Source organism: Pseudomonas sp. GD04158, from assembly GCF_029834875.1.
Taxonomy (GTDB): domain Bacteria; phylum Pseudomonadota; class Gammaproteobacteria; order Pseudomonadales; family Pseudomonadaceae; genus Aquipseudomonas; species Aquipseudomonas hydrolytica.
The window spans coordinates 18,914-30,807 of record NZ_JAODYT010000053.1 but is presented as its reverse complement, the minus strand read 5'-3'; the positions used below and the strand labels follow the sequence as shown (position 1 = coordinate 30,807).

Genomic DNA, 11,894 nt, shown 5'->3' with positions numbered 1-11,894 from the left:
AGTCGCAGGCCATCGAGGCGCAATCGGCCACCGAGGCGGCCCGCGCCAGCGTCGAACGGCTGCAGGTGGACATCGACGACGGCCTGCTCAGGGCGCCACGCACCGGCCGCGTGCAGTACCGCGTGACCCAGCCGGGCGAGGTGCTCGGCGCCGGCGGCAAGCTGCTCAATCTGGTGGATCTCACCGACGTCTACATGACCTTCTTCCTGCCCGAGCGCCAGGCCGGCCGCGTTGCCTTGGGCAGCGAGGTGCGCCTGGTGATCGACGCCGCGCCGCAGTACGTGATCCCGGCCAGGGTCAGCTATGTCGCCAGCGTCGCCCAGTTCACGCCGAAGACCGTGGAGACCGCCAACGAGCGCGAGAAACTGATGTTCCGGGTCAAGGCACGCATCGATCCCGAGCTGTTGAGCAAGCACCTGCAGCAGGTCAAGACCGGCGTGCCCGGCATGGCCTATCTGCGCCTCGATCCTGACGCCGAGTGGCCCGCGCATCTGGCGATCAAGGTTCCGCAATGAACGCGCCGGTCGCCCGCCTGAGCGGTGTCGGCCTGCGCTACGGCCAGACCCGCGCCCTCGACGCCATCGAGCTGGCGCTGCCGGCGCAGCGCATGGTCGGCCTGATCGGCCCGGACGGCGTCGGCAAGTCCAGCCTGCTGGCGCTGATCGCCGGGGCGCGCAAGATTCAGGACGGCAGCGTCGAGGTACTGGGCGGTGATATGGCCACGGCGCGCCATCGCCGCAACGTCTGCCCGCATATCGCCTATATGCCGCAGGGCCTGGGCAAGAACCTCTACCCGACGCTGTCGGTGTTCGAGAACCTGGATTTCTTCGGCCGTCTGTTCGGCCAGGACGCCGCCGAGCGCGAGCGGCGCATCGACGACCTGCTGCGCAGCACCGGCATGGCGGCCTTTCGTGAGCGCCCGGCGGGCAAGCTGTCCGGCGGCATGAAGCAGAAGCTCGGGCTGTGCTGCGCGCTGATTCATGACCCGGATCTGCTGATCCTCGACGAGCCGACCACCGGCGTCGATCCGTTGTCGCGCAACCAGTTCTGGGAACTGATCGCGCGCATTCGCCGGCAGCGTCCGCAGATGAGCGTGCTGGTGGCCACCGCCTACATGGAGGAGGCCGAGCGCTTCGACCATCTGGTGGCGATGGACGCCGGCCGCGTGCTGGCCGAAGGCAGCCCAGGCGAACTGCGCGCCCGCACCCATAGCGCCAGCCTGGAGCAGGCCTTTATCGCCCTGCTGCCCGAAGAGCGCCGCCGCGGCCATCAGCAGGTGGTGATTCCGCCCTTGCAAGACAGCAACGAGATCGCCATCGAAGCCAAGGGCCTGACCATGCGCTTCGGTGATTTCGTCGCGGTCGATTCGGTGTCGTTCCGCATCCGCCGCGGCGAGATCTTCGGTTTTCTCGGCTCCAACGGCTGCGGCAAGAGCACCACCATGAAGATGCTCACCGGCCTGTTGCCGGCCAGCGAGGGCGAGGCGCTGCTGTTCGGCCAGGCGGTGGATCCGCGCGACATGGCTACGCGCAAGCGCGTCGGCTACATGTCGCAGGCGTTCTCCCTGTACGGCGAGCTGACGGTGCGGCAGAACCTGGTGCTGCATGCCCAGCTGTTCCACGTGCCGACCGCCGAGATCAAGCCGCGCGTAAGGCAGATGGCCGCGCGCTTCAACCTCGGCGAGGTCATGGACATGCTTCCCGAGCGTCTGCCGCTGGGCATTCGCCAGCGCCTGTCGCTGGCCGTGGCGGTGATCCACAAGCCGGAGATCCTGATCCTCGACGAGCCCACCTCGGGCGTCGATCCGGTGGCCCGCGACGGCTTCTGGCAACTGATGCTCGATCTGTCGCGCCAGGACGGCGTGACCATCTTCATCTCCACCCACTTCATGAACGAGGCGCAGCGCTGCGACCGCATCTCGCTGATGCACGCCGGCCGCGTGCTGGACAGCGACACGCCGCAGGGGCTGATGGAAAAACGCGGGCTGGACAGCCTGGAGGCCACCTTCATCGCCTACCTGCAGGAGGCGGTCGGCGAACAGCCGGTCAGCGAGGCGCCGCCCCTGGAACAGCCCGCTCAGCCGCAGCGTCAGCACTTCAGCCTGCGCCGCCTGCTCAGCTATGCCCGGCGCGAGGCGCTGGAGCTGCGCCGCGACCCGATTCGCGGCGGCATGGCCCTGCTCGGTACGGTGTTGCTGCTGTTTATCATCGGCTACGGCATCAGCCTCGACGTGGAGGATCTGAGCTTCGCCGTGCTCGATCGCGACCAGACCACCACCAGCCAGGAATACCACCGCAACCTCTCCGGCTCGCGCTACTTCCTGGAGAAGGCGCCGCTCTCCAATTACGACGAACTGGAACGACGCCTGCGCAATGGCGACATCAGCCTGGCGGTGGAGATTCCGCCGCACTTCGGCCGCGACCTCAAGCGTGGCGCCAACCCGCAGATCGGCATGTGGATCGATGGCGCCATGCCGACCCGCGCCGAAACCATCAAGGGCTACGTGACCGGCCTGCATCAGCACTACCTGAGCGAGCTGGCGCGGCGTTCGCCGCAGCCGCAAGCGGCCAACGCCGCCACGCTTGCAGTGCGCTACCGCTACAACCCGGACGTGGAGAGCCTCAAGGCCATGGTGCCGGCGGTGATTCCCCTGCTGCTGATGCTGATTCCGGCGATGCTCACCGCCCTTGGCGTGGTGCGCGAGAAGGAGCTGGGTTCGATCATCAACCTCTACGTCACGCCGGTCACCCGCCTGGAATTCCTGCTCGGCAAGCAGTTGCCCTATATCGGCCTGGGCCTGTTCAACTGCGCCCTGCTGGTGCTGCTGGCGGTCACGGTGTTCGACGTGCCGCTCAAGGGCAGTCCCTTCACCCTGGCACTCGGCGCCCTGCTCTATCTGGCCTGCGCCACCGGCCTCGGCCTGCTCATGTCGACCTTCACCAACAGTCAGATCGCCGCCGTGTTCGGCACCGCCATCGCCACCCTGGTGCCGGCCATCCAGTTCTCCGGGCTGATCTATCCGGTGGCCTCGCTGGAAGGGATCGGCGCCTTGGTCGGCCAGCTCTACCCGACCTCGCAGTTTCTGGTGATCAGCCGCGGGCTGTTCTCCAAGGCGCTGGAGCTGCAGGACATGCTCGGCTACTTCGCCGCCTTGCTGCTGACCATCCCGCTGCTGACCCTGCTCAGCGCCAGCCTGCTGCGCAAACAGGAGGTCTGATGGAGAGCCTGGGCAACATCTTCCACCTCGGCATCAAGGAGCTGCGCAGCCTGCAGCACGACCTGGCGCTGGTGCTGCTGATTCTCTGGGCCTTCAGCATGGGCGTGTACTCGGCCGCCACCAGCATCCCGGAGAGCCTGCACAACGCGGCCATCGCGGTAGTCGACGAGGACCAGTCGCAGCTCTCCGAACGGCTGATCCAGGCCTTCCAGCCGCCCTATTTCCGCACGCCCGAGCGTATCGACCTGAGCCAGATGGATCAGGGCATGGATTCCGGGCGCTACACCTTCACCCTGAACATTCCGCCGGACTTCCAGCGCGACGTGCTGGCCGGCCGCAGCCCGGCGATTCAGCTCAACGTCGATGCCACCCAGGTGAGCATGGCCTTCACCGGCGCCGGCTATATCCAGAGCATCGGCGCCAGCGAGGTGGCCGAGTTCGTCCGTCGCTACCGCGGCGAGGCGCAACAGCCGGCCGAGCTGGTCGTGCGGGTGGCGTTCAATCCCAACCTGACCCGCGCCTGGTTCGGCTCGGTGATGGAGGTGATCAACCAGATCACCATGCTGTCGATCATCCTCACCGGCGCGGCGCTGATCCGCGAGCGCGAACACGGCACGGTGGAGCACCTGCTGGTGATGCCGGTGACGCCGCTGCAGATCATGCTGGCCAAGGTCTGGTCCATGGGCCTGGTGGTGCTGACGGCCGCCGCGCTGTCGCTGCTGCTGGTGGTACAGGGCTGGCTGCAGGTACCGATCGAGGGTTCGCTGGCGCTGTTTCTGGCAGGCGCGGCGCTGCACCTGTTCGCCACCACCTCGATGGGCATCTTCTTCGGCACCGTGGCGCGCTCGATGCCGCAGTTGGGCCTGCTGATCATCCTGGTGCTGCTGCCGCTGCAGATTCTTTCCGGCGGCACCACACCGCGCGAGAGCATGCCGGAGCTGGTGCAGCAAATCATGCTGGCGGCGCCGACCACCCACTTCGTCGACCTGGCCCAGGCCATTCTCTACCGCGGTGCCGGGCTGGCCATCGTCTGGCCGCAACTGCTGACCATCGCCGTGATCGGCACGCTGTTCTTCCTCGCCGCGCTTAGCCGCTTTCGCAAGACCCTGGCGCAGATGGCGTAGCCCGTACGCCACCCGGAAATGCCGCGCGGGACTTCATCCGGGCTACGGCCTGCTGCTACTGGATGATCAGGTTGTTGAACAGCAGGTCTTCCACCACCGGCTTGCCCTCTTCCGCGGTCAACGCCTGCTGCACCTGCTTGAGTGCTTCCAGGCGCAGATTCTCACGGCCATCGGGGGCGTTGATGCTCTCGCTGGTCTGCGCCGAGAACAGCAGCACCAGCTGGTGGCGGATCAGCGGGTCGTGATGCTTGATCCGCGCCTCGGCCTCGGCGCCGTTGACGCGCAGGGCCACGTCGGCCTTGAAGAACTTCAGGCGGTTGCCGCCATCGGCAAGGTTGCCGATCAGCGCGGGCACCAGGTTGTAGTAGAGCGTCTGCGGCACCTCTTCCTTCTTTTCCGAAGAAGCCAGGGCAGGCAGGCACAGCGACAGACTCAACAGCAGGGCACTCAGGACTCTCACGGGCGGTCACTCCATCTGGGATGCGCCTAGCATAGCCATCCACGGGCCGGCACCCAAGGCTTATGCCGAGCTATCAGAGGCGGGCATGCTCGTTGACCCCGGCCCCCCCGCTCCTACACTGCCTGGCATCCCGCAAGAGGAACGACCCCATGAAAGCCCTGTTGTGCAAAGCCTTCGGCCCCGCCGAAACCCTGGTTCTGGAAGACATCGCCAGCCCCGAGCCGAAAAAGAACGAAGTGCTGATCGAAGTTCACGCCGCCGGGGTCAACTTTCCCGACACCCTGATCATCGAGGGCAAGTACCAGTTCAAGCCGCCTTTCCCCTTCGCACCGGGCGGTGAGGCGGCCGGCGTGGTCAAGGCGGTGGGCGAGAAGGTCAGCCACCTGCGCCCCGGTGATCGGGTCATGGCGCTGACCGGCTGGGGCGGCTTCGCCGAAGAGGTGGCGGTGCCGGCCTATAACGTGCTGCCAGTGCCCAAGAGCATGGACCTGACCACCGCGGCCGCCTTCGGCATGACCTACGGCACCTCGATGCACGCGCTCAAGCAGCGCGCCGGCCTCAAGCCCGGCGAGACCCTGCTGGTGCTCGGCGCCTCCGGCGGCGTCGGCCTGGCGGCGGTGGAAATCGGCAAGGCCATGGGCGCCAGGGTGATCGCCGCGGCGAGCAGCGCCGAGAAGCTGGAAGTGGCGCGCAAGGCAGGCGCCGATGAGCTGATCAACTACAGCGAGCAGAGCCTGAAGGATGAGGTGAAGAAACTCACCGGCGGCCAGGGCGTAGACGTGATCTACGACCCGGTGGGCGGCGCGCTGTTCGAGGAAGCCTTCCGCAGCATCGCCTGGAACGGCCGCTTCCTGGTCGTGGGTTTCGCCGCAGGCGGCGGCATTCCGGCGCTGCCGGCCAACCTGCCGCTGCTCAAGGGTGCCTCCCTGGTCGGCGTGTTCTGGGGCTCCTTCGCCCAGCGCCAGCCGCAGGACAATGCCGAGAACTTCCAGCAGCTGTTCGCCTGGCACGCCGAAGGCAAGCTGAGCCCCCTGGTCTCGCAGACCTTCCCGCTGGAACGCGGCGGTGAGGCGATAAACGCCCTCGGCCAGCGCAAGGCAGTGGGCAAGGTGGTGGTGCAGGTTCGCTAGGTGCTCAGGGGCGGGAATGACTCGCTCCTGCGACGCTGAGTCTTCAAAGGACGAACTCCCCGGCTCCAACTGACCCTCTGCGAAAACCGGGCGACTGGGGCGAATGGGGCAGCTGCCGGCCCGAGCCGGCCCTCAGCGGCGAGAGCCGCCGAGGGTGCCTGCCTGCGTCAGCGACGCAGGCGCTGGCTCATATGTAACCGAGCAGCAGTAGCACCAGTACTATGACCAGCACCAGCCCAAGGCCACCGGTAGGCCCGTAGCCCCAACTGCGGCTATGCGGCCATGCCGGGATGGCACCAATCAGCATCAGGATCAGAATGATCAGCAGGATGGTTCCCAAGCCCATGGCAATTTCCTCGCATGTCGGTGGCGGCCAACGCTGAGGCGGCGCGCCTGGAGCCGGCAGCCATGTCCAGCTGCCGTTCGTGCGCAGGGCATGAGGCGGCTGCGAAGCCAGCGCCCGGCAAAGCTTGAGGCTTCGCCATCCCTACATCAGTTACGACTCGGCATCGAATCAGAAAGTGCCAACTTTAATCGGTGCGGCGAGCCCGGCCGGGACAGCCAAACCCAAGGGACACAAGGCGGTGGTGAGGGTTTACTGAACCGCGCCGGGCGGTTTGCGCCCGCCCGTGCGGCTACGGCCGCGGCGCGTAGGCGAACACGTCGGCGCGCATCTGGCGCGCGTCCATGCCGGCTTCGACCAGGGCGTCGAGCGTGGCATAGACCATCGCTGGCGAGCCGCTGGCGTAGACGTGCAGCGCCTTGAGGTCGGGAAAGTCCTCGCGCACCGCCTCGTGCAGCAGGCCGCAACGGCCCGGCCAGCCGCGCTGATCGCTGACCACCTGATGCAGGTGCAGATTGCCCAGACGCTGCCAGTCGGTCCAGTGCGGCAGCGCGTAGAAGTCGTCCGCTCGACGCGCGCCCCAGTACAGATGCACCGGATGGGCAAAACCCGTGGCGCGGCAGTGCTCGATCAGGCTGTGCATCTGCGCCATGCCGGTGCCGGCAGCGATCAGCACCAGCGGTCCGTCCGGCAGCTCGGCCAGGTGGGTATCGCCGAACGGCAGCTGCACGCGGGCCAACCCCTGCTCGCGCAGATGGGCGAGCAATGCCCGGGTATTGTCGTCGCGGGCCAGGATATGCAGCTCCAGCTCGCGACCACTGTGCGGCGCCGAGGCCAGGGAGAACGCGGCCATCTCGCCGTCGTGCCGCTGCAACAGCAGGTACTGCCCGGCGTGGTAGCGCGGCACCCTGCCGGCCGGCGCGCGCAGGCGCACACGGAACACGTCGCCGCCCACGTCCTGGCACTCGATCAGCTGGCAGCTCAGTTCGCGCACCGGCAGCTCACCCGGCGCCAGCACGCCATCCCAGTGCAGAACGCAGTCTTCCAGTGGCTCGGCCAGGCAGGTGAACAGCTCGCCGTGATCCAGCTCGGCGCCGTTCTGCCGCACCCGCCCTTCCACCAGCAAGGCGGCGCAGATGTGGCAGTTGCCGTTGCGGCAGCTCTGCGGGCAGTCGTAGCCGAGGCGGCGGGCGCCATCGAGGATGCGCTCGCCCGGCTGCAGGGCCAGGGTGACGCCGGAAGGTTGCAGGGTGACGTTCATCAATCGATTCCCAGCTCGCCCCAGAGTGCATCGATACGTGCCACCACGGCCGGATCCTTCTCGATGGCGCGGCCCCATTCGCGGCTGGTCTCGCCCGGCCACTTGTGGGTAGCGTCCAGGCCCATCTTCGAGCCCAGGCCCGAGATCGGCGAGGCGAAATCGAGGTAGTCGATCGGCGTGTTGTCGATCATCACCGTGTCGCGTTTGGGGTCCATGCGCGTGGTAATCGCCCAGATCACGTCATTCCAGTCCCGTGCGTTGATATCGTCGTCGGTGACGATAACGAACTTGGTGTACATGAACTGTCGCAGGAACGACCACACACCCAGCATTACGCGCTTGGCGTGGCCCGGGTACTGCTTCTTCATGGTCACCACCGCCATGCGGTAGGAGCAGCCTTCCGGCGGCAGGTAGAAGTCGGTGATCTCGGGGAACTGCTTCTGCAGGATAGGCACGAACACCTCGTTCAGCGCCACGCCGAGGATTGCCGGTTCATCCGGCGGCCGGCCGGTGTAGGTGCTGTGGTAGATCGGCTCGCGGCGGCGGGTGATGCGCTCGACGGTAAAAACCGGGAAGGTGTCCACCTCGTTGTAGTAGCCGGTGTGATCGCCGTAGGGGCCTTCCGGCGCGGTCTCGCCCGGATGGATCACGCCCTCGAGCACGATCTCGGCGCTGGCCGGCACCTGCAGGTCGCTGCCGACGGCCTTGATCAGCTCGGTGCGATGACCGCGCAGCAGGCCGGCGAAGGCGTATTCGGAAAGCGTATCGGGCACTGGCGTCACGGCGCCGAGAATGGTCGCCGGGTCCGCGCCAAGCGCAACGCAGACCGGGTAGGGCTTGTCCGGATGCTTCTGGCACCACTCGCGGTAATCCAGCGCGCCACCACGGTGGCTGAGCCAGCGCATGATTACCTTGTTGCGGCCGATCACCTGCTGACGGTAGATGCCGAGGTTCTGCCGTTCCTTGTTCGGCCCCTTGGTGATGGTCAGCCCCCAGGTGATCAGCGGCGCCACGTCGCCCGGCCAGCAGTGCTGGATCGGCAGCCGGTTCAGGTCGACGTCCTCACCTTCCTCGATCACCTCGTGGCAGGGCGCGTCCTTGACCACCTTGGGCGCCATGGAAATGACCTTCTTGAAGATCGGCAGCTTGCTCCAGGCGTCCTTGAGCCCCTTGGGCGGCTCCGGCTCCTTGAGGAACGCCAGCAGCTTGCCGATCTCGCGCAGCTCGGCAACGTCCTCGGCGCCCATGCCGAGGGCCACGCGCTTGGGTGTGCCGAACAGGTTGCCGAGCACCGGCACGGCGAAGCCGGTGGGCTTTTCGAACAGCAGCGCCGGCCCGCCCTTGCGCAGGGTGCGGTCGCAGATTTCGGTCATTTCCAGAATGGGCGAAACCGGGGTCTGAATACGCTTGAGTTCGCCGCGCTTTTCCAGTTCGCGGATGAAGTCGCGCAGATCGCGATACTGCATGCAGTAGCCTCGTGTCGGGCGGGCTTGGGTCGGCCGCAAAGTTTAGCGCCGAAGTCGGGCTTTCAGAAGGCTTGAGAAGCCTGCGGAAACGACAAGGCCGGGTTTCCCCGGCCTCGTGGCAGTGCAATCGGATCGTAGCGAGCGGAGGTCAGGCAAGGCAAAAACAGGCGAGAGAGCGGAGTGTACGACTGTACATGAGCATCTCGAGTCTGTTTTTAACGCAGCATCACCTCCGCGCAGTAGATCCTCTTACTTGCGCTTCATCGATAGGAAGAACTCATCGTTGGTCTTGGTCGCTTTCAGCTTGTCGATGAGGAATTCGATGGCAGCGATCTCGTCCATCGGGTGCAGCAGCTTGCGCAGGATCCACATGCGCGACAGCTCTTCCTCGCCGGTCAGCAATTCTTCGCGACGGGTGCCGGACTTGTTGATGTTGATCGCCGGGAAGGTACGCTTCTCGGCCACGCGGCGGTCCAGGATCAGCTCCATGTTGCCGGTGCCCTTGAATTCCTCGTAGATCACCTCGTCCATCTTCGAGCCGGTTTCGATCAGCGCGGTGGCGAGAATGGTCAGGCTGCCGCCTTCCTCGATGTTGCGCGCGGCGCCGAAGAAGCGCTTGGGCTTCTCCAGGGCGTGGGCGTCGACACCGCCGGTGAGGACCTTGCCGGAGCTGGGGATCACGGTGTTGTAGGCACGCGCCAAACGGGTGATGGAGTCGAGCAGGATGACCACGTCCTTCTTGTGCTCGACCAGGCGCTTGGCCTTCTCGATCACCATTTCGGCGACCTGCACGTGGCGGGTCGGCGGCTCGTCGAAGGTGGAGGCGACCACTTCACCGCGCACGGTGCGCTGCATCTCGGTCACTTCTTCCGGGCGCTCATCGATCAGCAGAACGATCAGGTGCACTTCAGGGTTGTTACGCGTGATGTTCGAGGCGATGTTCTGCAGCATGATGGTCTTGCCCGCTTTCGGCGGGGCGACGATCAGGCCACGCTGGCCCTTGCCGATCGGCGCGCAGAGGTCGATCACGCGGCCGGTGATGTCCTCGGTGGAGCCGTTGCCGGCTTCCATGGTCAGGCGCTTGTTGGGGAACAGCGGCGTGAGGTTCTCGAACAGGATCTTGTTCTTGGCGTTTTCCGGGCGGTCGAAGTTGATGCTGTCGACCTTGAGCAGGGCGAAGTAACGCTCGCCTTCCTTCGGCGGACGGATCTTGCCGACGATGGTGTCACCGGTACGCAGGTTGAAACGGCGGATCTGGCTGGGCGATACGTAGATGTCGTCCGGGCCGGCCAGGTAGGAGGAGTCGGCGCTGCGCAGGAAGCCGAAACCGTCCTGGAGAATCTCCAGCACGCCGTCGCCGGAAATTTCCTCGCCGCTTTTGGCATGCTTTTTCAGCAGGGCGAAGATGATGTCCTGCTTGCGCGAACGAGCCATGTTTTCCAGGCCCATCTGTTCGGCCATGTCCAGCAGTTCGGCAATCGGCTTTTGCTTGAGTTCGGTCAGATTCATAGGAATGACATGATCATCGAGAGGAGAAGAAAGCTGTTAGCTTGAGAGGCCGCGCCGCAGAGAAGGCGACAGGATCGCGAACGAGTTCGAGTAGGAATGAATCGGCGACGGCATGCAGAGGGCTGCATAAGGAAATGCAGCGAGGCCGAATTTAACACCGTGAAAAAACAGCGTCTAGCCCTGAAAACGAAAAAACCCCGCGCAAGGCGGGGCTTCTTCCAGAGCGGCGAAACTCAGATGTTGCTGTCGAGGAACGCAGCCAGCTGCGACTTGGACAGGGCGCCGACCTTGGTCGCTTCGACGTTGCCGTTCTTGAACAGCATCAGGGTCGGGATACCGCGCACGCCGTACTTCGGCGGGGTTTCCTGGTTCTCGTCGATGTTCAGCTTGCAGATCTTCAGCTTGCCCTGATAGTCCTTGGCGATCTCGTCGAGCACCGGCGCGATCATCTTGCACGGGCCGCACCACTCAGCCCAGTAGTCGACCAGAACCGGACCTTCGGCCTGGATGACATCCTGGTCGAAGCTGGCATCGCTGACGTTGGTGATGAATTCGCTCATGATGAGTCTCCGTGATTCGGAAGCAAAAAAGTGGCGCCATCATAGCCCGGCTTGGCTGACACCGAAAGGCGCGGGCGATTGAGCCTCTCAATAGCCGCTAATGTACTCCTCAATCGCCGAGGGTGGCGAATGCGATGCCGGTGCGCAGCGCAGCGGCGCGAATGTGCTGCTGCATGGCCTTTTGCGCCGGGCCGGCGGCATGCCGGGCCAGGGCCTTGAGGATGCGACGATGCTCCTGCCAGGTTTCCATCGCCCGCTCCGGTCGGATGAACGGCAGCTTCTGGCTTTCCAAGAAGATGTCCGCACTGGAGGTCACCAGGGCGAACATCGCCTGGTTGCCGCTAGCGGCGAGGATGCGCTGGTGGAATTCGAAGTCCAGCCGCGCCGCCTGCTCGAAGTCGCCGGCGCGCAGCTCGAGGCGCATCTGCTCGACATTGTCCTCGAGGCTGTCGAGATCCTCGGCGGTCATCATCCCGGCCGCCAGACCGCAGGCGAAGCCCTCCAGGGCGAAACGCAGCTGGAAGGTGTCGGCGGCCGACACCTGGGCGGCGAAGGGCCAGACGAAAGCACCTGCAGCCTCGGCTTTCGGCGCCTGCTGGACGAACACGCCCTTGCCGGCCTGCACGCTGATCAGGCCCAGCGCGCTGAGCGATGACAGCGCCTCGCGCAATGAGGCACGGCTGACGCCCAGGCGCTCGGCCAGATCGCGCTGCGACGGCAGCGCATCGCCGGGGCGATAGCCCTCTTCCTCGATCAGACGGCGGATCGCCTGCAGGGCGTACTCGGGTACCGCGCGGGGAGCAGAAGCGTGCATGACTGTTCGG

The 11,894-nt window shown here is 65.6% G+C and carries 11 protein-coding genes; 4 read left to right on the top strand and 7 right to left on the bottom strand.

All coding sequences use genetic code 11. The features are described 5' to 3' along the window. From N7333_RS17950 to N7333_RS17940, 3 genes are all read left to right on the top strand, one after another. The coding region (locus N7333_RS17950; RefSeq protein ID WP_279859186.1) for an HlyD family efflux transporter periplasmic adaptor subunit at window positions 1-515 on the top strand (515 nt) is incomplete at its 5' end. Beyond that, window positions 512-3,217 carry a ribosome-associated ATPase/putative transporter RbbA gene (gene rbbA, locus N7333_RS17945; protein ID WP_129481993.1) on the top strand — a complete coding sequence of 902 codons (2,706 nt, stop codon included), beginning with the start codon at window positions 512-514 and terminating at the stop codon, window positions 3,215-3,217. The genes N7333_RS17950 and rbbA, both read left to right, overlap by 4 nt. Then, window positions 3,217-4,341, top strand: coding sequence for an ABC transporter permease (locus N7333_RS17940; RefSeq protein ID WP_129481994.1), 1,125 nt, complete (start codon window positions 3,217-3,219; stop codon window positions 4,339-4,341). Before rbbA ends, N7333_RS17940 begins: the two co-directional genes overlap by 1 nt. Window positions 4,342-4,396: 55 nt before the next feature. Here the strand turns inward: N7333_RS17940 and N7333_RS17935 are convergent, their stop codons facing one another. Beyond that, window positions 4,397-4,801, bottom strand: coding sequence for a flagellar basal body-associated protein FliL (locus N7333_RS17935; RefSeq protein ID WP_129481995.1), 405 nt, complete (start codon window positions 4,799-4,801; stop codon window positions 4,397-4,399). A gap of 149 nt (window positions 4,802-4,950) precedes the next feature. On the opposite strand from N7333_RS17935, the gene N7333_RS17930 reads away from it, so the two are divergent. Continuing rightward, entirely contained in the window at window positions 4,951-5,931 is a 981-nt protein-coding gene (locus N7333_RS17930; RefSeq protein WP_129481996.1) for an NADPH:quinone oxidoreductase family protein, read from the top strand. 187 nt (window positions 5,932-6,118) lie between these two features. Here the strand turns inward: N7333_RS17930 and N7333_RS17925 are convergent, their stop codons facing one another. The 6 genes from N7333_RS17925 to N7333_RS17900 all read right to left on the bottom strand — a co-directional run bounded on the left by N7333_RS17925 (window position 6,119) and on the right by N7333_RS17900 (window position 11,884). Further along, complete coding sequence (locus N7333_RS17925) at window positions 6,119-6,277, bottom strand: DUF3309 family protein (RefSeq protein WP_004373322.1); 159 nt, start codon at window positions 6,275-6,277, stop codon at window positions 6,119-6,121. A gap of 289 nt (window positions 6,278-6,566) precedes the next feature. Further along, a complete protein-coding gene (locus N7333_RS17920) occupies window positions 6,567-7,535 on the bottom strand; it encodes a CDP-6-deoxy-delta-3,4-glucoseen reductase (RefSeq protein ID WP_129481997.1) in 969 nt (322 codons plus the stop codon). Next, window positions 7,535-9,001, bottom strand: coding sequence for a 4-hydroxy-3-polyprenylbenzoate decarboxylase (gene ubiD, locus N7333_RS17915; protein WP_129481998.1), 1,467 nt, complete (start codon window positions 8,999-9,001; stop codon window positions 7,535-7,537). Before ubiD ends, N7333_RS17920 begins: the two co-directional genes overlap by 1 nt. A 249-nt stretch (window positions 9,002-9,250) precedes the next feature. Beyond that, window positions 9,251-10,510 carry a transcription termination factor Rho gene (rho, locus tag N7333_RS17910; protein WP_004373327.1) on the bottom strand — a complete coding sequence of 420 codons (1,260 nt, stop codon included), beginning with the start codon at window positions 10,508-10,510 and terminating at the stop codon, window positions 9,251-9,253. 233 nt (window positions 10,511-10,743) lie between these two features. Next, entirely contained in the window at window positions 10,744-11,070 is a 327-nt protein-coding gene (gene trxA, locus N7333_RS17905; RefSeq protein ID WP_004373332.1) for a thioredoxin TrxA, read from the bottom strand. A 109-nt stretch (window positions 11,071-11,179) separates the two neighbouring features. Further along, complete coding sequence (locus tag N7333_RS17900) at window positions 11,180-11,884, bottom strand: FadR/GntR family transcriptional regulator (protein WP_011920591.1); 705 nt, start codon at window positions 11,882-11,884, stop codon at window positions 11,180-11,182. Window positions 11,885-11,894: the final 10 nt, after the last annotated feature.